This window comes from Clostridium porci (assembly GCF_009696375.1).
Taxonomy (GTDB): Bacteria; Bacillota; Clostridia; order Lachnospirales; family Lachnospiraceae; genus Enterocloster; species Enterocloster porci.
Genome location: NZ_VUMD01000007.1, coordinates 178,315 through 204,877, shown reverse-complemented (window position 1 = coordinate 204,877; position 26,563 = coordinate 178,315). Strand labels below are relative to the sequence as shown.

Sequence of the window (26,563 nt, the reverse complement as noted above, 5' to 3'; positions counted from 1 at the left end):
GCAGCCTGAAGATGGCTTTTCTGCGGTACCGCTCCCCCAGCCTATGAAAGCCTCAGCGCCCATTCCCTGCAATCCCATATATCAGTCGCAAGTCCTTCATAAAATTCCGCTTCATGACAAATCAGCAGGATGCTGCCCTTATATTCCTTTAATGCCCGCTGAAGCTCAGCCTTGGCGTCCACATCCAGATGGTTGGTAGGCTCATCCAGAAGGAGAACATTGGATTCTCTGTTAATCAGCTTACATAATCTGACCTTAGCCTGCTCCCCTCCGCTTAGAACCCGAACCTGGCTTTCAATGTGTTTTGTGGTAAGGCCGCATTTTGCTAAAGCAGAGCGAACCTGATACTGTGTGTAGGAGGGGAATTCCCTCCATATCTCATCCAGGCAGGTGTTGGTGTTGCCAGGCGCTATTTCCTGCTCAAAGTAACCGATTGACAGGTAATCTCCCAGCTGCGCGGCTCCATCCAACGCTGGAGTAAGGCCAAGAATACTCTTCAAAAGAGTGGTTTTTCCAATGCCGTTGGCTCCCACCAGGACTATTTTCTGGCCCCGTTCCATGCTCAGGTTCAATGGGCGGGACAGAGGCTCGTCATAGCCGATTATGAGATTTTTAGTCTCAAAAATATATTTTCCCGGAGCGCGGGAGGTGAGGAAGTGAAATTCGGGCTTTGGCTTTTCCTTGGCCAGCTCAATTACCTCCATTTTGTCCAGCTTCTTCTGTCTGGACATGGCCATATTCCGGGTGGCCACCCTGGCTTTATTTCGGGCCACAAAGTCCTCTAGCTCCGCAATTTCCTGCTGCTGCCTCTTATAGGCAGCCTCCAGCTGTGCTTTTTTAGCTGCATAGATCTCCTGGAATCTGCTGTAATCCCCTACATAGCGATCCAGGCGCTGGTTTTCCATATGGTAAATCAGGTTGATGACGCTGTTTAGGAAAGGAATATCGTGGGAAATGAGGATAAACGCATTCTCATACTCCAGAAGATATCGTTTCAGCCATTCAATATGCTCTACATCCAGATAGTTGGTAGGTTCATCCAGAAGAAGGATATCCGGCTTTTGAAGCAGCAGCTTTCCCAGCAGCACCTTCGTTCTCTGACCGCCGCTAAGCTCGGTTACATCCTTATCCATGCCGAGCTCGTTTAATCCCAAAGCCCGTCCCACCTCATCCACTTTAGAATCAATTACATAGAAATCGTGGGCCATCAGAAGATCCTGGATGGTACCCAGCTCGTCCATCATGGAATGCATCTCTTCCTCATCGGCTTTGCCCATACGGTCGCAGAGCTGATTCATTTGCTCCTCCATCTCAAATAGGAAGCCAAAGGCGCTCTTTAAAATATCACGGATGGTCATGCCTTTTTCCAGAACCGTATGCTGATCCAGATACCCAACCCGCACATTCTTGGCCCATTCTACCTTGCCCTCGTCAGGCATCAGCTTTCCAGTAATAATATTCATAAAAGTGGATTTTCCCTCACCGTTGGCTCCAATAAGCCCGATATGCTCGCCTTTGAGGAGGCGAAAGGAAACATCCTGAAATATCGCCCGGTCTCCAAAGCCATGGCTTAAGTGTTCCACGTTTAAAATGCTCATAAAATAACTCCTTTTAAATAACTCTGACTCTGATTTTGCGATAACCTCTATTCTACATGAGAAAGAGTGAGAAGGCAATATGCAAAATCCGTCGGCTTTGGTCATTTAATTTTGTAAAAGTTTATAAATCCCCTTGACAAGTGCAGTAAAAGAGGATAAACTCATCTAAACTTCATACGTGTTGAGGAACAACTCAAAAGGGAGTAGTTTAAATATATTGTCAACAACCCCGGTTCTTATAGAACCTGGCAATATATGCCGAAACGGTTACAAGACTTTTATACGTGGTTTCCGGATATCATGCATATTCTGGGATGCCGCCTGTAAAGGTCTTTTTTAGTGCTAAGGTGTGAAAGATGCAGGCATTGGAATTGCAGCTGATTTTTAAGCCTTTCCACTAGGGGATCGGATCATTCTCAATGTGGAGATGAAATGTAGCGCGCATCAGGGTTGGATACGGCTCTCAAGCGCCCATAACAAGGAGGAAGCACAATGAAAGAATGGTATCAGCAGACAAAAGAGGAAATCCTGGAAAGCTTTCATGTGACGGAGCATGGCTTGACGTCTCAAGAGGCAGAGAAGATTTTACAGGAGAAGGGAGAGAATGTTCTTCAGGAGGGAAAACGCAAACGCATGTTTCAGGTGTTCGCTGAGCAGTTCTGTGACTTGCTGGTAGTAATCCTGATAATCGCGGCGCTGATATCCATGGTTTCCGGAAATGTGGAAAGCACGATTGTAATTATCGCAGTCATTGTAATGAATGCTATTTTGGGTACCGTGCAGCATGCCAAGGCTGAAAAATCTTTGGACAGCTTAAAGTCCCTGTCCTCGCCCAGTGCAAAGGTTCTACGGGACGGCCAGAAGATAGAGCTGCCCTCAGCCAGGGTAGTGCCCGGCGATATCCTGTACCTGGAGGCTGGAGATTTGGTAGTGGCAGACGGCAGAATTCTTGAGAGTTTTTCTCTGCAGGTGAATGAAAGCTCCCTCACGGGAGAGTCCGCCAATGTGGATAAAAGCGACGGGCTGATTACCGGAGACTGCGCCCTGGCAGATCGGGCCAACATGGTTTACTCCAGCGCTCTTGTAACCTACGGCAGAGCAGTTGTGCTGGTTACAGGTACGGGAATGGATACGGAGATTGGCAAGATAGCGGCTCTTATGAACGCAACAAAGGAGAAAAAAACGCCTCTTCAGGTGAGCCTGGATCAATTTGGAAGCAGGCTGGCTATGGCGATTATGGTAATTTGCGCTATGGTATTTCTCCTGAGCCTGTATAGAAAGATGCCGGTTATTGATTCCCTAATGTTTGCTGTGGCTTTGGCGGTAGCTGCCATTCCTGAGGCATTAAGCTCGATTGTAACGATTGTTCAGGCCATGGGTACCCAGAAGATGGCAAGGGAGCATGCCATTATCAAGGAGCTGAAGGCAGTGGAAAGTCTTGGCTGTGTGTCTGTTATCTGTTCTGATAAAACCGGTACTCTCACACAGAATAAAATGACCGTCCAGAGCATTTATATCAATGAAACTGTTCTTACCATCGACCAGCTCGATCTGACAAACCAGAGTCACCGTTATCTGCTTTATGACGCGATTCTTACCAATGACTCTTCTATCGTAGATGGCAAGGGTATCGGCGATCCTACGGAGTATGCGTTGGTGGAGATGGGAAGAAAGGCTGCATTGGACGAGACTCTTTTAAGAGAGCTGATGCCTCGTTTGGAAGAAATACCCTTCGATTCAGACCGGAAGCTTATGAGTACCAAGTATGAGCTTCACAGTGTTCCTACCGTACTTACTAAGGGTGCATTGGATGTGCTATTGGATCGTACAGTAAAAATCCGCCTGGCAGACGGAGTACGTGATATTACACAGAAGGACAGGGATAAAATTCTTCAAAAGAATCTGGAATTTTCTCAGGAGGGCCTTCGGGTGCTGGCCTTTGGTTATAAGGAGGTTTCTAAAGATTATGCCCTTTCTTTGGATAATGAAAGGGGCTTTACCTTCCTTGGGCTGATTTCCATGATGGATCCGCCAAGAGAGGAATCCAAACAGGCTGTTTTTGATGCCAAGCGTGCGGGAATCAAGCCGGTTATGATTACGGGGGATCACAAGATCACTGCCACTGCCATTGCGAAGCAGATAGGTATTTTTGAAGAAGGCGATCTGGCTATGACAGGACAGGAGCTGGATGCCATGTCTGAGGCAGAGCTGGATCAGAAAGTTAGGGATATTTCTGTATATGCCAGAGTATCGCCTGAAAATAAAATCAGGATTGTAGACGCATGGCAGCGGAGAGGCTGTATCACAGCCATGACAGGGGACGGCGTGAATGACGCTCCGGCTCTTAAGAAGGCAGATATAGGCGTAGCAATGGGAATTACCGGAACGGAGGTTTCCAAGGATGCCGCAGCTATGATACTTACAGACGACAATTTCGCAACGATTATCAAGGCAGTGGCAAATGGAAGAAATGTATATAGAAATATACGAAATGCCATCAAATTCCTTCTTTCAGGAAATATGGCAGGAATCCTGTCTGTGCTGTACACCTCTCTGGCGGCCCTGCCAGTACCCTTTGCGCCGGTGCACCTGCTGTTTATCAATTTGCTGACGGATTCCCTGCCTGCGATAGCAATCGGCATGGAGCCGGCAGAAAAGGATTTGCTGTCAGAAGCTCCAAGAGATCCCAAAACGGGTATTCTAACAAGGGACTTTCTGCTGAGCATACTGGCTCAGGGCGGATTGATTGCGGTCTGTACAATGATTGCTTTCCATATGGGCCTTGGAAGCGGAAGCTCCGCTATTGCAAGTACCATGGCCTTTGCTACCCTGACTCTGGCCCGTTTATTCCATGGATTTAACTGCAGAAGCAAGCACAGTATCCTTAAGCTGGGATTTAGCAGTAATTGGTACAGTGTGGGTGCGTTTTTTGCAGGTACAGTGCTGCTGGGACTGGTTATGCTGGCGCCCTTCCTTCACAGATTGTTTTCAGTTACGTCTCTTACAGCTAAGCAGTTCGGAGCGGTATGCCTGCTGGCTGTGATTCCTACAATTATAATTCAGGTGTTTAAAATTTTAAGAGATTTTAGACATAGGAATTAATGGGAATTTATGATATAATATTGCCAGATATTACGCGCTGGTTCGGTCACACGGGAAAGCATATTAAAACACCAAACCGAACCATGTGCATCCCCCGGAGGGATACCATAGCCGGAGGATACGGTATCATTTTTGCAGGCAAAAAGCAGATACAGGAAAGGAGAGCGCAGTATGGATAAAGTGATTACAATCAGCCGTGAATTTGGAAGCGGGGGCCGTGAACTGGGTGTAAGGCTGGCAGAGCGCCTGAATATTCCCTTTTATGACAAAGAGCTGATCCATATGGCTGCGGAGGATAGCAATATTGCGGAGGAAGCTTTCCGGCATTACGATGAGCACATTGTGAAATCCTTGGACAGGCAGTTTTATCATGCATTTTCCGATGTGTATAAGGTTCCTATGTCCGATCAGATATTTGTGGCTCAATCCAATGTCATTCGCAAGCTGGCTGACTATGGTTCCTGCATTATCGTGGGGCGGTGCGCGGATATGATTCTGTCCGATAGTGTGAACCTGTTTATCTATGCAGATATGAGGAGCCGCGTCAAGAGAATGCTAAAGCTGGAGCCGGACGAGGAGTCCGGTGGAAAAGAGATGGAGCGCCGCATCCGTGAGGTAGACCGTAAGCGCAAGGAATACTATCAGTATTATACCGGTAATTCCTGGGGGCGTGCTCAGAACTACCACCTGTGCATGGACAGCGGTCTGGCAGGTGTGGACGGCTGCCTGAGGGCGGTGCTGGCATATCTTGGTGAGTAAATGGCGCCTTTGTAAAGTGAAGAAAGGTAAAAAATCGGTCGTAAAGAGAATGCTGAATGGTACTTAAAGGATTTTCTGATGTTAAGGAAATTTCCAATGTGGGATCTGATGCTTCGTTTTTTATTATAATCATTTATCAGTTAGGGCAAAAGCCACCGTATATTTTTCAGCTGCCGGCTCATACTAAGAAAGTACAAAGGAAGTACGAAACAAGAAACAGGTGAGTCCATGGAGAAGCCGTGTAAAAAACTGAAGAAACTACTAATTATAACAGGAACCACTGGAGCAGTCTATATTGGGTTTAAATACCTGCTGCCTCTCGTGGCTCCTTTTTTCGTGGGTTATGTGATGGCGTTGCTGCTGCGGCCATCAGCCCGGTTTCTTGCATACCGGATGCGGGTAACTGTAGGAGGCCGCCGCTTCCATATGCCAATTGGCATCATAGGCGGAATTGAATTTATAATGTTCCTTTCCCTATTAGGAGGGCTTTTGTATGTGGGAGGAGTAAAGCTCTGCGCCCAGGGGAAATTGCTTATGGCGGAATTTCCACTATGGATCGAGAGGGTTGATAGGTGGCTTACAGGGAGCTGTTACCAGATGGAGAAAGCGCTGGGGCTTGAAAAGAATTGTATTGCGGATTTGGCTGGAGAAATGCTTTTTAATCTGGTTGCCACAGGAAAAAGGACTGCGGTGCCTTTTCTGATGACCAATTCCGTCAGTTTGCTGGCCGGACTTGCAAAGGCAGCGATTGTAAGCCTGGTTACATTTTTGGCGGCGGTTTTGAGCCTTCAGGAGATGGAGGATTTGAGGGTGCGCAGGGATCAGTCTGCCTTCCGAAAGGAATTTAACCTCATTGGAGGCAGACTGGTTCAGACAGGCAAGGCATGGTTTAAAAGTCAGGGTATGATTCTCTTTATCACTACCGGTCTTTGTATCGGAGGTATGGCCTTAATGGGAAATCCCTATTATATTATGGCTGGTATGCTAATCGGCATTTTGGACGCCCTGCCAATATTCGGTACAGGAACCGTGCTGATCCCCTGGTCTGTGCTCAGGCTTTTGGTAGGAGATTGGGGTCAGGCAGTGCTTCTTGCAGGTCTTTACCTGGTGTGCTATCTTGTACGTCAGATATTGGAGGCGAAGATGATGGGAGGGCAGGTGGGGCTGTCACCGTTAGAAACCCTGGCTTCCGTATATGTAGGATTGGAACTTTTCGGATTCTTTGGATTTATATTAGGGCCGTTGGGACTCTTGCTGATAGAGGATATGGTAGAGGTATGGACGAAGGAGGAATAAGCCAGGCTGCAGAGGGCGCTTCAAATGACTAATGGGTCTTATGCTTGGCAAAGCATAAGGCAAAAGCTGCAATGAAAAGACGATGAAAATCATGCGAACGCATTGACAAAGTTCCCTTTCTGGCGTAAAATCAACAATACATGAAGAAAACATTCGTTCCATGATGTTATATAACTAAGATAACAGACAGCGTGGAAGGGGAATAGTAAGCCGAATGTCCGTTACAGAGAGGGAGCTGAAGGTGGAAAGCTCTTACGTGTGCACCGGCCCAACCAGCCCTGGAGCTTTGCATGAGGAATGCAACGTAATTCCGGCGTTAACGGATAGAGAGAGAGCCTTTGGGGACATGCCCCGAACGGCTAACTTGGGTGGTACCGCCGAGCCATTCGGTCCCTTGCGTAAATATAACGTATGGGATTGGATGGCTTTTTTCACATCTAAAAGGCTCCCCGGAAGCAATCCGGGCGGACAGAAGGAAAAGTCATTGTAAAGGAGAACCAATTATGGCAGACAACAAAAAAATGGTAGAGGCCATCACGTCAATGGATGTGGACTTCGCGCAGTGGTACACGGATGTGGTAAAGAAAGCCGAGCTGTGCGATTATGCCAGTGTGAAGGGCTGCATGGTCATAAAGCCCGCAGGCTATGCTATCTGGGAGAATATCCAGAAGGAGCTGGACAGACGGTTTAAGGCTGTAGGGGTACAGAATGTGTACATGCCCCTTTTCATTCCCGAAGGCCTTCTTCAAAAGGAAAAGGATCATGTGGAGGGCTTTGCTCCTGAGGTGGCATGGGTAACCCATGGAGGACTGGAGCCTTTGCAGGAGCGTATGTGCGTAAGACCTACCTCTGAAACACTGTTTTGCGATTTTTATGCAAAGGATATTCACTCCTACCGGGATCTCCCGAAGGTATATAATCAGTGGTGTTCAGTGGTGCGATGGGAAAAGACCACCCGTCCCTTCCTTCGCTCCAGAGAGTTTTTATGGCAAGAGGGACATACGGCTCACGCTACGGCAGAGGAAGCTGAGGCCAGAACCATTCAGATGCTGAATGTATATGCTGATTTCTGTGAAGAGGTGCTAGCCATTCCTGTTGTGAAGGGACAGAAAACAGATAAGGAGAAGTTTGCAGGCGCGGAGGCTACCTACACCATTGAGTCCTTGATGCATGATGGTAAGGCGCTGCAGTCTGGCACCAGCCATAACTTTGGAGACGGCTTCGCAAAGGCATTTGGCATCCAGTTTACGGACAAAGACAATACGCTGAAATTCGTACACCAAACCTCCTGGGGTATGACTACACGCATGATAGGCGCCTTAATTATGGTTCACGGTGATGACAATGGACTGGTGCTTCCTCCAAGAATCGCGCCGGTGCAGGTGATGATAGTGCCTGTACAGCAGCAGAAGGAAGGCGTTCTGGATAAGGCCTTTGAGCTTCAGGATCGCCTGATTCAAGCTGGCCTGGCGGTTAAGACAGACGATACTGATAAGAGTCCGGGCTGGAAGTTTGCGGACTGTGAGATGAGAGGGATTCCTGTTCGGGTGGAAATCGGACCTAAGGATATGGAAAAGAATCAGGCAGTACTGGTGCGCCGCGATACCCATGAGAAGCTGCCTGTGTCTCTGGATGAACTGGAGGAAAGGGTTTCAGAGCTTCTGGAGAGGATCCAAAAGGATATGCTGGAACGCGCCAGAGCACACAGGGAGGCGCATACCTATACAGCCACAGGCTGGGAGGAATTAAAGGACATCGTTAATACGAAGCCTGGCTTTGTAAAGGCCATGTGGTGCGGCTGTCAGGAGTGTGAGGATCAGATTAAAGAGGAGACTGGAGCCACCTCCAGATGTATGCCATTTGAGCAGGAAGTCCTGTCCGATACGTGCGTATGCTGTGGAAAACCTGCAGCCAAGATGGTTTACTGGGGACGTGCCTATTAATAGCTAAAGGATTGAGCGTATATGGATATAAAAATACCTGCCAGTGCCGCGGAAATTATTGATAAACTGAATAAGCATGGATATGAAGCGTATATTGTTGGAGGCTGTGTGCGGGATATGCTTTTGGGGAGGGAGCCGGGAGACTGGGACATTACCACCAGCGCCCTGCCCTATCAGGTAAAGAAAGTATTCAGGCGGACGGTTGACACAGGAATCCAGCACGGAACTGTAACTGTACTGATGGGAAAGGCCGGATATGAGGTGACCACCTACCGCATTGACGGAGAATATCTGGACGGGCGCCATCCTGATTCCGTATCCTTTACCCCTGATTTAAGGGAGGATTTGAAGCGGCGGGATTTCACAATCAACGCCATGGCATATAACAGCAGAGAGGGTATTGTCGATGCGTTTGGAGGGAGGGAGGATTTAAAGGCAGGGATAATCCGATGCGTCGGTAATGCCCAGGATCGGTTTTTGGAGGACGCCCTGAGGATTCTAAGAGCCATCCGGTTTTCAGCCCAGCTTGGGTTTGCTGTGGAGGAAAAAACCTATGAGGCCATCCGCGCTATTGCCCCGAATCTGGTTCATGTGAGTAAGGAGCGGATTCAGGCAGAGCTGACAAAGCTTCTGATAAGCAGGCACCCAGAGCGCATGGCCCTGATATGGGAGGCAGGAATCAGCCCTTACATATCTCCTGCATTTTCTGGACTGTGGGAGGAGAAGGCATTACCTTCTGTTCCTGCCTCTGTTCCGGCTGTAAAGCATATGCGTTGGGCTGCATTTTTGAGGCTGGCTTCACCGGAGAATGCAGTAAAGGTCTTAAAAGAGCTTAAAATGGATAATGATACCATTTACAGGGTCAAGACGCTGGTTACCTGGTTCGGAGTTCTTCTGGAACAGGACAAGGCTCCCATACGCCGGGTAATGAGCCGAATGGAGCCGGAGCTTTTTGACGATTTGATAACCCTTAAAATGTGCCTGGCCGAATGGGACGCTTTAACTGCTTCTGAGAAATGCCCGAAGGTTTCGGAAGAATCCTTAAAGCTTCTGGAGGCTGGGCCAAAAGTCCCAGAGAGGAAGCTGCAAAACGGGGAGGAAGGGATGGAAACCTTTCGGACGCTTGCCCATATCCGGGCCCTGGCAGAGGAAATCCGCAGGGATAGGGATTGCGTTACCCTAAAGGATTTGGCTGTAGATGGCCGGGACGTCATAGAGGCAGGGGTGCGGCCGGGGAAGGAAGTAGGAGCCTGTCTTGCCCGTCTGCTGGATTTGGTTCTTGAAAAGCCGTCCCGAAATACAAGAGAATACCTGCTGCGGCATTTAAAATAAGGCGGCCGCCGCAATCCCACTAGCTTGAGACGGTGGGATAAGGCCGCCAAAAGCAAAAGTTTGTGTTGAAAGAAACTACTTATATGTTTTGATCTTTCAATTCTGAGAGAATGAAAATTTAAATAATGGGGAACCGCTATAGTGCGGGCATTTCCCCTATCTTAAGGAGGAAACAGAAATGAACGTAATCAGTACAGAAAAAGCGCCAGGAGCAATCGGACCATATTCTCAGGGATTTGAGGTCAACTCAGTGATCTATACCTCTGGGCAGATTCCTGTCAATCCGGCAGACGGCAGTATTGCAGAGGGCATTGAAGCCCAGGCGGAGCAGAGCTGTAAGAATGTTGGTGCAATTCTGGAAGCGGCAGGCAGCGGCTTTGATAAGGTATTTAAGACCACATGCTTTCTGGCTGATATGGGTGACTTTGGGGCATTTAATGAAGTTTATGCCAGATATTTCACTTCCAAGCCAGCCCGAAGCTGCGTAGCGGTTAAAACCCTTCCAAAGGGTGTGCTGTGTGAAATCGAGGCGATTGCCGTTAAAGAAGTCTGATCAGACAGATGAAGGCCGCCCTGCTATCGAAGTGAACCAGCCATTGGATGGTACGAAGTCATTGAGGAAAGTCTTGAGACTTTTGCTGCCTCGTCTGGTTCACTTCGTTGGTGACTAGAGATAATATTGTTTGCTGTAAACTGGGATTTGGTTATAAAAAATGGAAGCGCAAATTCTAATCTGCCGATTTCGTTGTGGATCATTATAGCATACCAGTAAGCGGAGATGGAAATGTGACCAACGACAAGAAAGAGAGGGGAAAAAGAGGATTCAGAGGAAAAAGAAAGATAGCAGGATACCGGTTTGAATATGGGAAAGATACCTCTGTAATGCCGCTAAAAAGGGGCGCATACAGAGGTATTTTCTGGTTACAGTGAACCAGAGGCGCTGCAAGGGTAGAGAGTGCAGCGCTGATTTCAGGCTTAACTTGGGGAAGAAGCCTGAAACCTGTATATTAAGCAGAAAAAAGAAGAATGGCAAATTAAAGCTTTGAAAAATAGCTGGCGTCCTTGCCGCATACAGGGCAGATAAAGTCATCTGGCAAAGTGTCTGATTCCAGAATATAGCCGCACACGCTGCAGCGGTATCCTACGGTTTTTTCGGTTGTTTCCTGATAGGAGGGGGCGTTTGGCGGGGTAGTGCCGTTTTTCTTCAGATGGTAGTTGGCGTAGGTAAGGGGCTGCGCTGTCCCGTCCATTACCTGTGCCTCCACAACCTCGCCGATAATCAGGACATGGGTTCCAACATCTAGACTGGAAATTACCCTGCAGGTGAAGCGGGAACAGACATTCTCAGTTGGATAAGGGTTGTACAGGCTGTCCCGGCCCATAGGAATGTCTTCATATTTGGAAGCCTCCCTTCCGCTCTGGAAGCCGAATCGTTTAATCATATCCATTTCCACAGCTTCGGCTAATACAACTCCGGAGAAGGTGCCTGAGGTTTCAATCAGCTTCAAGGTGAAGTTATTTTTGTTCAGGGCAATGGATATTCTGGCAGGAGAGGACGTAACCTGGGTCATAGTGTTGATTACGCAGCCTCCATCCTTGCCGTCGGTGCTGCTGGATACAATATAAACACCATAGCTTAATTTAAAAAACGCTTTTGGATCCATAAATATAATACCTCCATTCATTTTGTTTGCCTTTGGGTTATTCATTTGATATTATAGCTGTTAGATGCAGTATAGCATGGAATGTAGATTAAATCAATAATAATTACTATTATTAACAAAAAATTTATTTCCCGAAGGGAACTGGGAGACAAGGCATGAGAATTGGAGAAACACAAAGTAAACAGATGGTGATTATGGATTTTACAGGAGTTTATGGGAGGGAGACCTTTTATAGAGCGCATGATTTTATATGGCTGGATTTGAAGGAGGTTCAGGGGACGAACGGTTACTGCGACAAGGAGGCCGAGGAGGAGCTTAGGAACAGAATCCGAAGGCTGGGGCCGGAAGGACTGCATTTTCTGGATTCAGGAAACTATCATTATGCCAGCAAGCTTTGGCTGGATATGGTGGAGGAGGATTTTGAGCTGCTGGTTTTTGACCATCATACAGATATGCAGGAGCCTGTATTTGGAAAGATATTGTCCTGCGGAGGATGGCTGAAAGTAGCTTTGGATACCAATGCCAGGCTGAAGCGGGTGTGGCTGATTGGTCCTGCTGCGGAAGGAATAAAGGAAGCTAAAGCTCTGGGCTTTGGGGATCGTGTGATCTGTATTTGCGAAGAGGATATGGGAGGCGTGGAACGCTGTCAGGAACGGCTGGGGCAATCCGGCCTTCCGCTGTATATTTCTGTGGATAAGGATATTCTTTCCCGAGAGGATGCCAGAACCAACTGGGATCAGGGAACCGTGCGGTTGGATGCTGTGCTGGATATTATCAGAGCGGCAGCAAAAAAGCGGCGGATCATTGGTATGGATGTATGCGGGGAGAACCCGGAGGAAAGGGAGCAGGAAGAAGTGGTAAGCCGGAATGTAAATGACAGGACAAATCGAGCGCTGATTGCAGTTTTTCTGGAACTATGCGCCGGAAAAGGACAGGCCCTATGGCAAGGGGAGCAGGCCCGGCGCTGAGTATCAGGAGGGAAATATGTATCAGGAGGAAAATACAAGGAAGGTTAGCGGAGGGGTATGGTGAGACAGGATCTGACAACAGGAAGCATAACGGGAACCATGCTGAGGTTTGCGTTGCCTATGATATTGGGGAATCTTTTGCAGCAGTTTTATAATATAGCGGATACGCTGATTGTAGGCCGCTGTCTGGGGGCCAATGCTCTGGCTGCTGTAGGCGCTGCCTATGCGCTGATGACGTTTTTAACCTCGATACTCCTGGGACTGTGTATGGGAAGTGGAGCAGTATTTTCCCTTCGGTATGGGGAGAAAAGTTGGGAGGAGCTTAAAACCAGTATTTTTGTATCCTTCATTCTGGTTGCCGCAGTGACCTTGATCATTAATATAGGGGTATTTCTGATGATAGATCCGATTATGAGTCTGATGCAGGTGCCAGAAGTGATTTATGGAATGATGCGGGAATATCTTTGGGTGATTTTTTATGGAATCACAGGCGTATTTCTTTATAACTTCTTCGCTTCCCTTTTGAGAGCAGTGGGGAATTCCCTTGTCCCGCTGCTGTTCTTAGGAGTATCGGCTGTTTTGAATATAGGGCTGGATTTGTGGTTTGTGCTGGCGCTTCATTGGGGGGCGGCTGGGGCAGCGGCAGCCACAGTAATATCTCAGCTGGTGTCAGGAGCGGGACTCTGCGTCTATACCCTTTTTAGAATGCCGGAATTCAGACCTGCCAGAAGGAATTGCAGGATTCAGAAACAGATCTTGACAGAGATCTCCCGGTTTTCCTTCCTCACCTGTGTTCAGCAGTCGGTGATGAATCTGGGAATCCTGATGGTTCAGGGCCTGGTAAACAGCTTTGGAACTGTTGTGATGGCGGCCTTTGCGGCAGCTGTAAAGATCGATTCCTTTGCTTATATGCCGGTTCAGGATTTTGGAAATGCATTTTCTACCTTCATTGCCCAGAACTACGGGGCGGGGAAAAGGCTCCGTATCCAGGAAGGGATCAAAAGCGCCGCAAAGACATCGGTTCTTTTTTGTCTGGCTATCTCTTTTGCTGTATGGATATTTGCTGAGAAGCTTATGCTTATTTTTGTCCAACCTCAGGAGACAGAGATACTGGCTGTGGGGGTAGGGTATTTGAGAATTGAGGGTGCTTTCTACTGGGGGATTGGCTGCCTGTTTTTGCTGTACGGACTTTACCGGGCTGTTCGGATGCCTGGAATGTCGGTGGCGCTGACTGTAATCTCCCTGGGTACCAGGGTAGCGCTGGCTTATGTATTATCATCAATTCCTTCGGTTGGTTTGGTGGGAATATGGGCGGCTGTACCCATTGGATGGATTCTGGCGGATCTGACTGGACTGCTGTACTATTGGAGAAAAGGCATTGCTTTTAAATGAGATATGCTGTTAGGCAGAGTGCTTTAAGCCTCCTGAAAGCTTGTATTTAAAAGCATACCATAGTAAAATAATTCCATCACGCTTCACAATTATCACTCTGGGGAGGATCGAATATGAACTGGAATACACTTCTTTGCAGCGACCGGATTCGTAGCTTCCGAAAAGCTTCATCCTCGGATCTGCGGACAGAATTTGAGAAGGATTATCATCGGATTATTGGCAGCGCGTCCTTTCGCCGTCTTCAGGACAAAACCCAGGTTTTTCCTTTGGACCGAAGCGATTTTATCCGAACCAGGCTGACCCATTCCCTGGAGGTATCGTCTCTGGCAAAGTCCTTGGGTCAGAATATCTCACAGAGCATTATGACCAGCATAAAGGATGAAAGCTTTACACAGGAGCATAAAGGGGCTGTCTGCGATATTCTTCAATGCGCAGGCTTGATTCATGACATTGGAAATCCTCCCTTTGGGCATTTTGGCGAAACCTCCATACAGGACTGGTTTAAGCAGAATCTGGGCAGGCTTCAGTTTAAGGGTGAGCCGCTTAAGAACTTGCTTAACCCTCAGATGCTTCAGGATTTTTACAACTTTGAGGGAAATACTCAGGCCTTCAGGGTAGTGACCCGGCTTCATTTTCTGGTGGATGAGCATGGCATGAATCTGACCAAGGCTTTGCTGGGAACCATCATCAAATATCCGGTATCCTCTTTGGAAATAAACAGGGGAAGCGGAGATATCCGCACAAAAAAAATGGGATATTTCTATGGAGATAAAGAAAACTTCCAGAATGTCCAGGAAGCTACAGGAACAAACGGTAAGCGCCATCCTCTGGCGTTCCTTTTGGAGGCCGCAGACGACATTGCTTATAAAACGGCCGATATTGAGGATTCCGTAAAAAAGGGATGTATCTCCTATGAGAAGCTGCTGGAGGAGCTGCGAAGCTTTGAGAGGGTGCGGCAGACGGAATACTATCAAAATCTGGTATCCTGGCTGGAGGAGCGTTACCGGAAGGGGGTGGAGCGGGAGTACAGCCGCCCGGATTTGTACGCGGTTCAGAATTGGATTATCAGCGTTCAGGGACAGTTGATCTCAGGGGTGACTGGTTGCTTTACCAGGAATTATAATCAGATTATGGAAGGAGCCTACAAGGATGATTTGTTTGCGGGAACAGAAGTAGAGCTTCTGACGGATGCTCTGGGAGATATTGCTTACAGGTACGCTTTCTGCACAAGGCCCATTTTGAAGCTGGAGATAGCAGCTCAGACCATTTTTAACTTTCTGCTGGATCAGTTTATAAATGCTGTCATTCCCTATGATACGGATCTGCCTATGACCCAGGTTCAGAAAAAGATGGTGGCCCTGATTTCAGATAATTATAAAAAGATTTATTCCATTTGCTCCAGAGGAAAAAGCGAGAGTGAGAAGCTGTACCTGAGGCTTCTTTTGGTAACAGATTATATTTGCGGTATGACGGATTCCTATGCCAAGGACATGTATCAGGAGCTGAATGGTATTGTCTGAGAGCTTGACAGAGCATAATGCTTAAGTAATGAGAAAGGGTTCTCAGTGAGGTTCTTATAATTTCTTTGAGGTTGTCAGGCATGCCACGGCTGCTGTCTGCATAAGATATAAAAAAATCCTCAGGAGACTCATTTTGAAGGAGTATATTGAAGAGCGTGCGGTAGCCATCGCCAATTACATCATAGACCAGAATGCCACTGTAAGGCAGACGGCGAAAAAATTTGGAATAAGCAAATCTACTGTACATAAAGATGTAACGGAACGCCTGGAGAATATCAATCCCACCCTGGCAGCCAGGGCCAGGGTGGTGCTGGATGTGAACAAATCTGAACGTCACATCAGGGGCGGTCTGGCTACCAGAGAAAAGTATCAGCACAGGCTTCAAATGTGCAGCCAGGAGACACAGGAGTAAATAAAATGGAAGCCATATGGGGCGGCTCAATAAAACAGTATTGTTAAAATTGTTTTGGGGAACGGCGAAGCTTTTTCTTCGCCGTTCCCCTCAGATTGAAGACAAGGTGTGAGGCATACGTCTCGGATTTTGCTTTTAAAAGAGCTGGAAAATCTCTTGCTTTCGGGACTCTTTGGCTTTTTCTGGTATAATGGAAGTACCAAAGAAAGGTGGTATGCTCCTATGATGGCCCAGAATGCAGACTAGAAAAGAGAACAGAACAAATATTCTGCAAGGGTGATATGGTTCCCCATTTCTCAACTTTTGGCAAAAACTATACCTGACGTTTTAAGGATACCGACCGCTTTGAGCATATATTTTCACACATACTACGTGTTATAAATTAAGCTGATAGATCCCAGCGAAGTTTTTGTAGATGTAACTCATGTAAAAGCAAGAGCCAACAATAAAAAGATGCAAAAGTAGATCAGGAGATTAGGTATTACAGTGCTTAGCACTGCCACATATCCGATAGCTTTTTTTGTATCACTTAATATGATTAAAAGCAATTTATAATCAATAAAGGGTGGTATGGACTCCATACCTTATGGGGGGGAGGGGGGATGATCGTATGAACCCTCCTTCGTTTGCGCAGTCAAGAATATAACAATGGGGACATTATAGCATTTCCGTCTTGACTTTAGCAATATGCTAATCATGTAAAGTGAGAAAGTGCCGGGGACTTCCCGTCCCTGTGGAAGCGGATCAGCCTGTGGAGGGCGGTTATGGAAGCTATGCACGAATTGTATGGGAGATTTCCCGTGAAATGATTGATTTTACAGATTGATGGGATTATAATTGTGTCCAGATTACTTTTATATCGGCTGGAACGGAGGAAACGATCATGGAAAAGAAAGACCTGGACTGGGGCAATATTGGATTTACGTATATGGCTACAGACAAGCGTTATGTTTCAAATTACAAAGGCGGAGCATGGGACGAGGGCTGCCTAACCTCAGATTCCAATGTAGTGATTAATGAATGTGCAGGGATTCTGCAATATTGTCAGGAGTGCTTTGAAGGACTGAAAGCCTATACAACAGAGGATGGAAGCATCGTAACCTTTCGTCCAGATCTGAATGCGGAGCGCATGATGGATTCGGCAGAACAGCTTAAAATGCCAGCCTTTCCCAAGGAGCGGTTTTTAGAGGCAGTGGATCAGGTGGTAAAGGCCAATGCGGCCTGGGTGCCTCCCTTTGGAAGCGGAGCTACTCTTTATCTGCGGCCATATATGTTCGCTTCTGGCCCTGTCATTGGAGTGAAACCTTCGGAGGAGTATCAGTTCAGGCTGTTCTGTACACCGGTAGGCCCTTACTTTAAAGGAGGGGCCAAGCCCCTTACCTTATGCGTTAGCGATTTTGACCGGGCAGCTCCCAGGGGAACAGGGCATGTAAAGGCGGGCCTGAATTATGCCATGAGCTTATATGCTTCTGTAACAGCCCATTCTGCCGGCTATGATGAGAACGTATTTGTGGATCCGGCAACCAGAAGCTGTGTGGAGGAGACGGGAGGAGCCAACTTCCTGTTTGTTACCAGGACTGGGGAAGTGGTTACTCCTCAATCTTCCTCCATCCTGCCCTCCATTACGAGACGATCCCTGATGTATGTGGCGGAGCATTATCTGGGGCTTAAGGTAAAGGAGCGTCCGGTTAAGCTTTCAGAGCTTTCAGAGTTTGCGGAGTGCGGGCTTTGCGGCACTGCGGCAGTTATCTCTCCTGTGGGGAAGATTGTGGATCATGGAAACGAGATTTGCTTCCCAAGCGGCATGGAGGAGATGGGTGATGTTACCAGAAAGCTTTATGATACCCTGACAGGGATTCAAATGGGAACTATAAAGGCCCCTGAAGGCTGGATTCGTAAAATTGTATAAGGAAGAATAATCAGCGCCTCTTGGAATATATTGATAGTAATTGCATCATATAGTTCGGGAGGTTTTTTCATGAAAATTATTTATAAGGGAAAGGTGTGGTTGACCCTTGCCATGCTAATGGCTATGATGGGATGGACGCTTATGGGCTGTTCGGCTTCCAAGGAAAGCAAAGATAAGGTGAGGGATTTGGACTTTACAGTAGCAGGGAATATGGATATTCCGGAGGAACTAAAGAAGCTCATTGCTGAGAAACAGCAGCAGCCCTTTAAGCTTACATACAGTGATGATCAGAATCTTTTTATTGCCGTAGGATATGGTGTACAGCCTACCGGAGGGTACAGCATCAGTGTCAATGATTTGTATCTGACAGAAAATTCCGTCGTTATCAACACAGAGCTTAAGGGACCGGAGAAGGGAGAGAACGCAGGAAAAGAGCAGTCCTTTCCTTATATAGTAATTAAAACGGAGTATTTGGAAAATCCGGTGGTATTTCAATAACTATTCACAGCAGGCTGCGGCTGTGTTATTGCAGGATTGAATATCATATGCTATACTATATAAAATATTTTGGGATAGTGTGGTGCTACAGTATTGTTGTATTAACTTGTTAAAGTAAAGGGGAGAATATATGATATTCAAGGATATTTGGCTGGATGTTAAAGCAGTGAAAGAGAGAGATCCGGCGGCACGTAATGTCCTGGAGGCGCTGCTTTTGTACCAAGGGGTTCATGCCCTCATATGGCATCGTTTTGCGCACTGGTTTTACAGGCATAGGATGTTTTTTATAGCAAGGCTTATATCGCAGGTTGCCAGGTTCTTTACGATGATTGAGATTCATCCAGGAGCTCAGCTGGGACATGGGATTTTGATTGATCATGGTGCCGGTGTGGTTATCGGCGAGACTGCGGTGGTTGGTGATAATTGTACGATTTACCAGGGGGTGACTCTGGGGGGTGTGGGAACTCAGAAGGGGAAACGTCATCCTACCCTGGGAAATAATGTAATGGTTGGCGCGGGAGCTAAGATTCTGGGAGCCTTTGAGGTGGGCGATAATTGTTATATTGCAGCCAATGCAGTTCTCTTAAAGCCTCTGGAGGATAACGTGACTGCTGTCGGCATTCCGGCCCGCCCGGTAAAAAAGGATGGAGTTTCACTGCCTAAGAATAAGAGAACTCTGACTCTGGAGGAGTATGAAAGCATGAAGGAGCGTATGGCACAGATGGAGAGGGAGATTTCATACTTAAAGGAAGCTCTGGATTCCCAGAAGGCATCGGAAGCCGGAGCTGGGCCAGAGACGGCTGTACAGGCTGGAGAAGCAGAGAAGTCTTGATGCCTGGTAATAAAAATTTCATCAGATAGCTGGATGTAGTGAATACATGTGAATTATAAGATATACGCATAAAGAGCCTGCTGTCCGCATAAATTCTTCTAAAGGATTATGAGAGATGGCAGGTGTTTTTATGGAATTAATAAAGAAGCAGATACATATGAACCAGTGGAAGGGAAATGTAGCCACCCAGATAACGCTGGATGACGATTTTATTGTGCCGGATACCATGGATGATATGGAGCAGGTGATGCTGGACACAGGGGAGGTCCAGATAGAGAGTGTAAAGAATCAGGGAGATAAGGTGGCTGTGAAGGGAAGGCTTGAGTTCCAGGTGCTTTACCGCAGGGAGGCAGGCGGGCTTCAGACCTTGGGGGGCAGCATTCCTTTTGAGGAAACTGTGAACGTCCCCAATTTGGAGGAGAAAGACTACGTTGGCTTAAACTGGATGCTGGAGGATCTGAATACAGAAATGATCAATTCCAGAAAGCTGGGGGTTCAGTCCATCATTACTCTTCAGGTTCGGGTGGAAACTCTCAGGGATGCGGAGGCTGCGGTGGATGTGGACATGGAAGGGGGAAGCCCGGCGGCAGGGGCCGGCCTCTCGGAGGGAGACGCCGGCGGAGCTATCCAGGTGGAAACTTTGAAGCGTACGGCAAATGCGGCTTCCATTGCAGTGCGCAGGAAGGATACATACCGGATCAAGGAAGAACTCAGTCTCACAGGCGGAAAGCCTAATATGGGGCAGCTTCTTTGGCGGGAGATGCGGCTTCGGGATGTTAGCGTAAAGCCCCTGGACGGCCGCCTTCATCTGGATGGAGAAATGACCGTGTTTGTGATTTATATGGCTGAGGATGAAAATATGCCGGTTCAGTGGTTAGAGGATACGCTTTCCTTTTCTGGTGAAATGGAGATGAATGACGTAAAGGAGGAGCAGATCCCCATGGTTATTGTTCGCCTGGCCCACAAGGATATTCAGGCTAAGCCGGATTATGATGGCGAGATGCGGGAAATGGATGTGGAGGCTGTCCTGGAGTTGGATATCAAGCTTTACGAGGAGCAGGAGGTGGAGCTTTTAAGCGATATGTACTCCAATATGAGGGAGATTGAGCTGACTCAGACGGAGGCTTGCTTTGATCAGATTCTTACCAGGAATGTATGCAAGTCTAAGATCTCTGAAAAGCTTAAGCTGCCTCAGGCAGAGCGTATACTTCAGATTTGCCACAATGCAGGGGCTATAAAGCTAGATGATGTGGGAATTGGTCAGGACTGTCTGGAAATTGACGGCGTTTTGGAGGTTAGCCTTCTGTATCTAACCAGCGATGATACCTCCCCGGTCCAGTCCTGGGTGGAGCAGGTGCCGTTTCACTGCGTAGCTGAAGCCAGAGGTATCAGGGAGGACAGCATTTACCAGCTGGACGCGGGCCTGGAGCAGCTGAGCGCAGTGATGATGGGCGGCGATATGGTGGAGGTAAAGGCTGTGGTTGCTCTGGATTTCCTGGTGCTCCAGCCTGTGTGTGAGCAGGTTATAACCGGAGCTGTGGTAAAGCCTATGGATTTTCAGAGGCTGCAGGAGCTGCCTGGAATTGTGGGCTATATTGTACAGCCTGATGACAGCCTTTGGAGTATTGCGAAGAAATTTCACACCACAGTGGGTACGATTATTTCCACCAATGAACTGGCAGACGATCAGGTTAAGAAGGGACAGAGGCTGCTTTTGGTGAAGGAGATTGCCCAGGGATTTTAGCCGCTTTTTCTTTACTCAAAATGTCAGAGCGCGCCCAGATAGGGAGTTGTGCAAAGTATATTTATACAATGTTGACATGTATTGTAATTTATGATAACTTGATTGTATAAACAGGGCCATGTTATGAGTGACAGTTAACCCTTTTATTGTAGTAGATAGGAGGATTCGCCATAAGTTTTAGGTATTTATCTATAATTGCTTTGTTTGTTTGATACATTTTGCCGTATTAGTCATTATTATAACAGCAGGCTTCCAAATCGGCTGGATGCCTGCTGCTTTTTATGCTGCTTTTAGGAAAATGAATTCAATCACATATTGATAAGACCTAAAATCGTTTCTTAAGAAGATACTATTTATCCTGCCAATCCTGTTCCGTTGATGTGCTGAAAATTGTTATGAGAAGAAAGGGGTTCTTTCTATGAAATTGTTATTTGCGTCGGATTCTTTTAAGGGAACGCTTTCAAGCAGGCAGACCATTGAATTGCTGACGAAAGCAGCCAGGGAGGTGTTCGGTTCTTGTGAATGTGCCGGAGTTTTGGTGGCAGACGGAGGGGAGGGAACCATTGACGCGGTGATAGCTGCCAACCAGGGGAAACGGCTCCAGGTGCCGGTGCACGGCCCGTTAATGGAGAGACGGGAGGCGTATTACGGAAAGCTGGATGAAAGGCGGGCGATTCTGGAAATGGCGGCAGCCTCCGGGCTGCCCATGGTTCCCTTGGAGCTGCGGGAACCGAGAAATACAACTACCTATGGCACGGGAGAGCTTTTAAAAGATGCCCTGGATCATGGCTTTACTGATATATCGATTGCCATTGGAGGTTCTGCTACCAATGACGGAGGCATGGGGTGTATGCGCGCATTGGGGGTACGCTTTCTGGACGCGGATGGAATCGAGCTGGAGGGCAGAGGAGCGGATCTGGCAAGAGTAGTTCATATCGACTGTTCGGGCATGGATAAACGCATTGCTCAGGCGAAATTCACCGTTATGTGTGATGTGAATAATCCGCTGTGCGGCAAAAATGGAGCTACCTATACCTTTGGCAAACAAAAGGGCGGCTCCCCCAAGGCGCTGGATGAGTTAGAAGCAGGCATGCAAAATTACCGGGATGTGCTAATCCGGGAGTTGGGAATTAATCCAGATAAAATACCTGGCTCTGGTGCAGCCGGAGGACTTGGAGCCGCATTGCTGGTGTTCTGCCGTGCCGTGCTAAAGTCCGGCATTGAAACGGTGCTGGATCTGATTGACTTTGATAAACAGCTGGAGGGAGTTTCTCTGGTGATTACCGGGGAAGGACAGACCGACTGGCAGTCCTGCTTTGGAAAAGTGATACAGGGAGTTGGCTGCCGCTGCAAAAGCCATGGGATTCCCGTCATAGCATTGGTAGGCTCCATGGGGGATGGCGCTGAGCAGATATTTGATTATGGAATCTGCTCTATGGTCACAACGATTAACGGAGTAATGGGTCTGGAGGAAGCATTGCACAATGCAGAGGAGCTATATTACAATGGCGCTGTTCGAATGTTCCGGCTATTGCATGTGGGAATGGGGCTGGGAGCAAATGGAGAAAGGGATGAGGTATGAAATGCTTTGTCAGTATCCTGCGTACGGCTGGTTCATTCATGGGATTGTCGTATGAGAGGTTGAAAAAAACTGTTATAGAAATTGAAATTATGGTATACTATGCATATGCAGTATGATCCTAAAGAAAAGAGGTATACCATGAATTTAGAGTTTAAGCCTGTAGTAGCTGAGGATATTGACAAGCTGCGGCCTTTTTATGGCCTGCGGCCTAATAAGGCCTGCGACAGCGTGTTTCTGGATTGCTTTTTGTGGAAGGATTACTACCAGGTCCAGTGTGCGGTCAGTGAAAACCGGGCGGCTTTGTGCCTGATGGAAAAGGATGGACAGGTCTCCACAGCCATGCCTATGTGCAAGGAAGAGGATCTGCCCTACTTTTTTAATCAGCTGGTGGAGTATTTTGAACAGGTTCTTCACAAGCCCTTTTATATTGCCCTGGCAGATGAAGAGGCTGTGGAGTATTTGAAGCTGGACCCAAAGGTATATGAGGTGGAGGAGCAGGCGGACTTAAAGGATTATCTTTATGACGGAGAGGCCATGCGCACTTTGTCAGGGAAAAAGCTTCATAAAAAAAAGAACCATTTAAACGGATTTTTAAGGGAATATGAGGGCAGATATGAGTACCGCAGGCTTTGCTGCTCTGACCGCCATGAGGTCTGGAGATTTATGGAGGAATGGAGGCAGAATAAGGTTGACGCCAACGCCATGGACGCTTCTCTGGATTATGAGGTTGCGGGGATTCACGATATTTTAAAAAACTGCTCCAGCCTCCGTGTGCCCATGGCAGGCGTATATGTGGATAAAAAGCTGGAGGCCTTTACCATAGGCAGCTTAAATGAACTGGAAAATATGGCGGTGATTCATATTGAAAAGGCGAATCAATCCATCAAAGGGCTGTATCAATTTATAAACCAGCAGTTTTTAATTCATGAATTCCCTGATGCAGCTTTGGTGAACCGGGAGGATGATTTGGGAATGGAGGGATTGAGAAAGGCTAAGATGAGCTACAATCCCATTGGATTTGCAAGGAAATATTCGGTGAGGAAACGATGATACGATATTTGACAGGGGAAGAAAAGCAGACAAGCAGATGGCTCTGGCAGGAGGCATTTCCTGAAGATTCACAAGGCTTTATAGACTACTATTATAAGAGGAAAACCGCAGACAACCGGGTGCTGGTGAAGGAGGATGAAGAGGGAAGGCTTCTATCCATGGCTCATCTCAATCCCTACCATGTGATGGTGAAGGGCCGGCTTTGGGAGCTGAATTATATCGTGGGAGTAGCCACAGCCGCAGACAGCCGGCGCCAGGGGCATATGAGAGATATGCTTGGGAGGCTGCTGCTGGATCTGCATGATGAGGGAGCTCCCTTTTGCTATCTTATGCCTGCTTCAGAAGGGATTTACCTGCCCTTTGGATTTCGGTTTGTGTTTAATCAGCCTCTCTGGCAGATAAAGGAGAGGTTGCCGGAGGAAACAAGGAGGCTAAAGCTTCAGTTAAGCGAAGGGTCGGGTACGGCTGCGTTCAGATCTGAGGGAAAGACGCGGGATTGCCTGGCCTCCTGGGTGAACCGGTGGCTGGATGAACGTTTTCAGGTCTATGCAGTAAGAGACAGGGAGTATATGGAGCGGCTGGAAGAGGAGCTTGACAGCGAGGCAGGCCGGGTGTATGGTTGGTATGATGGAAATGGAGAGCTGAAAGCCCTTCAGGCCTTCTGGGGAATCGGAAAAAGGGAGCAGAGATTCCTGTATTCTATGGAACCGGATTGGTTGGAACCGGCAAAGGCAGATAAGACCGAAGGAAGGAGCGGCTCCCTCCGGCCGGCCATCATGGCCCGAATTACGAACGCGGCCCGGATGATGGAGGCCATTAGTCTTAATGAGGAGGCTCCGTGTAGTGAGATGGAGGTGCTCATAAGAATCCGGGATAAACTGATTCCTGGAAATCAGGGGCTTTGGAGATGGAAGCTGAATGGAAAGGGCTCTTGTCTGACGCCGGAGCCTGTAGGGCTTGCAGGCAGTCCTCTGTTTTCTACAGAGGTGCTTGATATAGACGTGGCTGCTCTTGCATCCTGGCTTTTTGGATATGAAAGGCTGGAGAATCTGGCGGGAGCACAGCAAGAAGCTCCGCCCTGGTGGTGCAGGTTTGTAGAGCCGATTGAGAGGCTTTTCCTAGATGAGGTTGTGTAGGGCTCATTTGCTGGAGAAAGGAGGGAATGCGGATATGGAGGAGAAGCTGCGGCAGCTAAGGGACTGGATTTTGGAGTGCGGCAGCATTGTATTTTTCGGAGGCGCAGGTGTGTCTACAGAAAGCGGAATTCCTGATTTTAGAAGTGTGGACGGGCTTTATAGCCAGCAGTATAAGTATCCGCCGGAGACCATTATCAGCCATAGCTTTTATATCCGCTATCCTGAAGAGTTCTACCGCTTTTACAAGGATCGTATGCTCTATGTCAATGCCAGGCCAAATGCAGCCCACAGGGCGCTGGCAAGGCTGGAGGCGAAGGGGAAGCTAAGGGCGGTGATAACTCAAAACATTGACGGCCTTCACCAGATGGCGGGAAGCAAAGAGGTGCTGGAGCTTCACGGCTCCGTACATAGGAACTACTGTACCAGGTGCAAAGCATTCTATGATCTGGACTATGTGGTAAAAAGTGAAGGTATACCCCGGTGCAGCTGCGGCGGAATGATTAAGCCGGATGTGGTGCTTTACCAGGAGGGGCTGGACGACCGGATTATAAGAAAGGCTGTAGCATATATAAGAAATGCGGATATGCTGATAGTCGGTGGAACCTCACTTGTGGTCTATCCTGCGGCGGGACTGATTGATTATTACAGGGGGAACAGGCTAGTTTTAATCAATAAGGAGGCTACCTCGAAAGACTCCCAGGCAGATTTGGTGATAAGCGGCAGCATTGGGGCGGTTCTTGAGACCGTAGCCGGAATCTGATCCACAATAATGACAGCAATGCAGAAGGAAGGGAACGTGAATGTATCAGGCAGCAAGTGACAGATATGAGAAAATGGAATATAAGAGAAGCGGGAGAAGCGGTATCTTCCTGCCCAGGATTTCTCTTGGGCTGTGGCAGAATTTTGGGACAGATAAGACCTTGGAGGAGCAAAAAGCCATTCTTTTTAAGGCCTTTGACCTGGGAATTACCCACTTTGATTTGGCCAACAACTATGGAGCGCCCAATCTGGGACTGGCAGAGGAAAACTTCGGCTCTGTTCTGAAATCGGATCTGGGGCAGTATAGGGAGGAGCTTTTTATATCTACCAAGGCCGGCTTTGACTTTTGGCCTGGACCCTATGGAAACTGGGGCTCCAGAAAATATCTCATAGGCAGTTTGGACGCCAGTCTTAGGCGTATGGGGCTGGATTATGTGGATGTGTATTACCACCACCGTCCGGATCCGGAGACACCCCTGGAAGAGACCATGGGCGCTCTTTCCGACCTTGTAAAGCAGGGGAAGGCCCTGTATATAGGCATTTCCAATTATCAGGCAGATGAAGCGGAGAAAGCGATTAAAATTCTGGCAGCCAACGGCACGCCCTGTCTGCTTCACCAGCCCCGTTACAATATGCTGGAGCGTTGGGTGGAGGATGGACTTTTGGATGTCCTGGACAGAGAGGGAGTCGGATGTATCTGCTTCAGCCCGCTGGCACAGGGAGCGCTGACCGGCAAATACCTTTATGGTATTCCCCAGGGCTCCAGAGCTTCCAGAACGGGAACCACCGTAGGAGCGCGCTATCTGTCACCGGAACGGCTGGTGAAAATCAAAGCTTTGAATAGCCTGGCTGAAAGCCGGGGGCAGTCCTTGGCCCAGATGGCCCTTGCCTGGGCGCTGCGCCGCAAAGAGGTAACCAGCGTCCTGATCGGCGCCAGCAGTCCAGAGCAGCTGATGGACAATACGGCTGCTCTTAAAGGCCTGGATTTCAGCCAGGAAGAGCTGGATCAGATTGACAGGATTTTGTCCTGACAGCCATAAGTATTGGAAGCTCTAACCTGCCCCGAA

General features: G+C 48.0%; 21 protein-coding genes, 1 pseudogene and 1 other annotated feature. Of the genes and pseudogenes, 20 read left to right on the top strand and 2 right to left on the bottom strand.

All coding sequences use genetic code 11. From position 1 onward, the window contains the following. Positions 1-41: 41 nt before the first annotated feature. Entirely contained in the window at positions 42-1,598 is a 1,557-nt protein-coding gene (locus FYJ39_RS10025) for an ABC-F family ATP-binding cassette domain-containing protein (RefSeq protein ID WP_154472327.1), read from the bottom strand. Between the two features lie 492 nt (positions 1,599-2,090). Between FYJ39_RS10025 and FYJ39_RS10020 the strand changes: the two genes are divergently transcribed. From FYJ39_RS10020 to FYJ39_RS09995, 6 genes are all read left to right on the top strand, one after another. After that, positions 2,091-4,700 (top strand): cation-translocating P-type ATPase, encoded by a 2,610-nt coding sequence (locus FYJ39_RS10020; RefSeq protein WP_154472326.1) that lies wholly within the window; start codon positions 2,091-2,093, stop codon positions 4,698-4,700. A 171-nt stretch (positions 4,701-4,871) separates the two neighbouring features. Further along, positions 4,872-5,459, top strand: coding sequence for a cytidylate kinase-like family protein (locus tag FYJ39_RS10015; RefSeq protein WP_154472325.1), 588 nt, complete (start codon positions 4,872-4,874; stop codon positions 5,457-5,459). A 228-nt stretch (positions 5,460-5,687) separates the two neighbouring features. Beyond that, entirely contained in the window at positions 5,688-6,755 is a 1,068-nt protein-coding gene (locus FYJ39_RS10010; RefSeq protein ID WP_154472324.1) for an AI-2E family transporter, read from the top strand. Positions 6,756-6,938: 183 nt separating this feature from the next. After that, positions 6,939-7,153 (top strand) — a binding site (T-box leader). 105 nt (positions 7,154-7,258) lie between these two features. Then, positions 7,259-8,698 (top strand): proline--tRNA ligase, encoded by a 1,440-nt coding sequence (gene proS, locus FYJ39_RS10005; RefSeq protein ID WP_154472323.1) that lies wholly within the window; start codon positions 7,259-7,261, stop codon positions 8,696-8,698. Positions 8,699-8,719: 21 nt separating this feature from the next. Then, entirely contained in the window at positions 8,720-10,030 is a 1,311-nt protein-coding gene (locus FYJ39_RS10000) for a CCA tRNA nucleotidyltransferase (RefSeq protein ID WP_154472322.1), read from the top strand. A 178-nt stretch (positions 10,031-10,208) separates the two neighbouring features. Next, a complete protein-coding gene (locus FYJ39_RS09995) occupies positions 10,209-10,583 on the top strand; it encodes a RidA family protein (protein WP_154472321.1) in 375 nt (124 codons plus the stop codon). A 481-nt stretch (positions 10,584-11,064) separates the two neighbouring features. On the opposite strand, the gene FYJ39_RS09990 is transcribed toward FYJ39_RS09995, so the two are convergent. Beyond that, positions 11,065-11,694: a flavin reductase gene (locus tag FYJ39_RS09990; protein WP_154472320.1), complete on the bottom strand. Its 630-nt coding sequence runs from the start codon at positions 11,692-11,694 to the stop codon at positions 11,065-11,067. A 155-nt stretch (positions 11,695-11,849) separates the two neighbouring features. Between FYJ39_RS09990 and FYJ39_RS09985 the strand changes: the two genes are divergently transcribed. The 14 genes and pseudogenes from FYJ39_RS09985 (at position 11,850) to FYJ39_RS09920 (ending at position 26,527) form a co-directional block, all read left to right on the top strand. Further along, positions 11,850-12,662, top strand: a complete 813-nt coding sequence (locus FYJ39_RS09985; protein ID WP_154472319.1) for an arginase family protein — start codon at positions 11,850-11,852, stop codon at positions 12,660-12,662. Positions 12,663-12,719: 57 nt separating this feature from the next. Then, positions 12,720-14,054, top strand: a complete 1,335-nt coding sequence (locus tag FYJ39_RS09980) for an MATE family efflux transporter (protein ID WP_154472318.1) — start codon at positions 12,720-12,722, stop codon at positions 14,052-14,054. A gap of 113 nt (positions 14,055-14,167) precedes the next feature. Beyond that, positions 14,168-15,574 carry a deoxyguanosinetriphosphate triphosphohydrolase gene (locus FYJ39_RS09975; protein WP_154472317.1) on the top strand — a complete coding sequence of 469 codons (1,407 nt, stop codon included), beginning with the start codon at positions 14,168-14,170 and terminating at the stop codon, positions 15,572-15,574. A 133-nt stretch (positions 15,575-15,707) separates the two neighbouring features. Next, a complete protein-coding gene (gene spoIIID / locus FYJ39_RS09970; RefSeq protein WP_154472316.1) occupies positions 15,708-15,986 on the top strand; it encodes a sporulation transcriptional regulator SpoIIID in 279 nt (92 codons plus the stop codon). Between the two features lie 278 nt (positions 15,987-16,264). After that, positions 16,265-16,448, top strand: a pseudogene (locus FYJ39_RS09965) (IS5/IS1182 family transposase); the annotation flags it as partial. A gap of 418 nt (positions 16,449-16,866) precedes the next feature. Next, positions 16,867-17,895: a branched-chain amino acid aminotransferase gene (locus FYJ39_RS09960; protein WP_353954572.1), complete on the top strand. Its 1,029-nt coding sequence runs from the start codon at positions 16,867-16,869 to the stop codon at positions 17,893-17,895. Positions 17,896-17,964: 69 nt separating this feature from the next. After that, positions 17,965-18,393 (top strand): protease complex subunit PrcB family protein, encoded by a 429-nt coding sequence (locus FYJ39_RS09955; protein WP_154472314.1) that lies wholly within the window; start codon positions 17,965-17,967, stop codon positions 18,391-18,393. Positions 18,394-18,523: 130 nt separating this feature from the next. Next, positions 18,524-19,225, top strand: a complete 702-nt coding sequence (gene cysE, locus FYJ39_RS09950; RefSeq protein WP_154472313.1) for a serine O-acetyltransferase — start codon at positions 18,524-18,526, stop codon at positions 19,223-19,225. A 130-nt stretch (positions 19,226-19,355) separates the two neighbouring features. Then, positions 19,356-20,969, top strand: a complete 1,614-nt coding sequence (locus FYJ39_RS09945) for a DUF3794 and LysM peptidoglycan-binding domain-containing protein (RefSeq protein ID WP_154472312.1) — start codon at positions 19,356-19,358, stop codon at positions 20,967-20,969. A gap of 418 nt (positions 20,970-21,387) precedes the next feature. After that, a complete protein-coding gene (locus tag FYJ39_RS09940) occupies positions 21,388-22,551 on the top strand; it encodes a glycerate kinase family protein (protein ID WP_154472311.1) in 1,164 nt (387 codons plus the stop codon). Positions 22,552-22,689: 138 nt separating this feature from the next. Further along, complete coding sequence (locus FYJ39_RS09935; RefSeq protein ID WP_154472310.1) at positions 22,690-23,601, top strand: DUF2156 domain-containing protein; 912 nt, start codon at positions 22,690-22,692, stop codon at positions 23,599-23,601. Further along, a complete protein-coding gene (locus FYJ39_RS09930; protein WP_154472309.1) occupies positions 23,598-24,737 on the top strand; it encodes a GNAT family N-acetyltransferase in 1,140 nt (379 codons plus the stop codon). The genes FYJ39_RS09935 and FYJ39_RS09930 overlap by 4 nt, the downstream gene beginning before the upstream one ends. A gap of 34 nt (positions 24,738-24,771) precedes the next feature. Continuing rightward, positions 24,772-25,497, top strand: coding sequence for an NAD-dependent protein deacylase (locus FYJ39_RS09925; protein WP_154472308.1), 726 nt, complete (start codon positions 24,772-24,774; stop codon positions 25,495-25,497). A gap of 40 nt (positions 25,498-25,537) precedes the next feature. Beyond that, positions 25,538-26,527 (top strand): aldo/keto reductase, encoded by a 990-nt coding sequence (locus FYJ39_RS09920; protein ID WP_154472307.1) that lies wholly within the window; start codon positions 25,538-25,540, stop codon positions 26,525-26,527. The last annotated feature ends 36 nt before the right edge of the window (positions 26,528-26,563 follow it).

Bases quoted from the DNA above. Each gene is read 5' to 3' on its own strand.
- FYJ39_RS09930 (WP_154472309.1), top strand. From the start codon at position 23,598: ATGATACGATATTTGACAGGGGAAGAAAAGCAGACAAGCAGATGGCTC.
- FYJ39_RS09920 (WP_154472307.1), top strand. From the start codon at position 25,538: ATGTATCAGGCAGCAAGTGACAGATATGAGAAAATGGAATATAAGAGA.
- proS (WP_154472323.1), top strand. From the start codon at position 7,259: ATGGCAGACAACAAAAAAATGGTAGAGGCCATCACGTCAATGGATGTG.
- FYJ39_RS09990 (WP_154472320.1), bottom strand. From the start codon at position 11,694: ATGGATCCAAAAGCGTTTTTTAAATTAAGCTATGGTGTTTATATTGTA.
- FYJ39_RS09995 (WP_154472321.1), top strand. From the start codon at position 10,209: ATGAACGTAATCAGTACAGAAAAAGCGCCAGGAGCAATCGGACCATAT.
- FYJ39_RS10015 (WP_154472325.1), top strand. From the start codon at position 4,872: ATGGATAAAGTGATTACAATCAGCCGTGAATTTGGAAGCGGGGGCCGT.
- FYJ39_RS09925 (WP_154472308.1), top strand. From the start codon at position 24,772: ATGGAGGAGAAGCTGCGGCAGCTAAGGGACTGGATTTTGGAGTGCGGC.
- FYJ39_RS10025 (WP_154472327.1), bottom strand. From the start codon at position 1,598: ATGAGCATTTTAAACGTGGAACACTTAAGCCATGGCTTTGGAGACCGG.
- FYJ39_RS10010 (WP_154472324.1), top strand. From the start codon at position 5,688: ATGGAGAAGCCGTGTAAAAAACTGAAGAAACTACTAATTATAACAGGA.
- FYJ39_RS09985 (WP_154472319.1), top strand. From the start codon at position 11,850: ATGAGAATTGGAGAAACACAAAGTAAACAGATGGTGATTATGGATTTT.
- FYJ39_RS09935 (WP_154472310.1), top strand. From the start codon at position 22,690: ATGAATTTAGAGTTTAAGCCTGTAGTAGCTGAGGATATTGACAAGCTG.
- FYJ39_RS10020 (WP_154472326.1), top strand. From the start codon at position 2,091: ATGAAAGAATGGTATCAGCAGACAAAAGAGGAAATCCTGGAAAGCTTT.
- FYJ39_RS09940 (WP_154472311.1), top strand. From the start codon at position 21,388: ATGAAATTGTTATTTGCGTCGGATTCTTTTAAGGGAACGCTTTCAAGC.
- FYJ39_RS09980 (WP_154472318.1), top strand. From the start codon at position 12,720: ATGGTGAGACAGGATCTGACAACAGGAAGCATAACGGGAACCATGCTG.
- FYJ39_RS09975 (WP_154472317.1), top strand. From the start codon at position 14,168: ATGAACTGGAATACACTTCTTTGCAGCGACCGGATTCGTAGCTTCCGA.
- FYJ39_RS09955 (WP_154472314.1), top strand. From the start codon at position 17,965: ATGAAAATTATTTATAAGGGAAAGGTGTGGTTGACCCTTGCCATGCTA.
- FYJ39_RS09945 (WP_154472312.1), top strand. From the start codon at position 19,356: ATGGAATTAATAAAGAAGCAGATACATATGAACCAGTGGAAGGGAAAT.
- FYJ39_RS10000 (WP_154472322.1), top strand. From the start codon at position 8,720: ATGGATATAAAAATACCTGCCAGTGCCGCGGAAATTATTGATAAACTG.
- cysE (WP_154472313.1), top strand. From the start codon at position 18,524: ATGATATTCAAGGATATTTGGCTGGATGTTAAAGCAGTGAAAGAGAGA.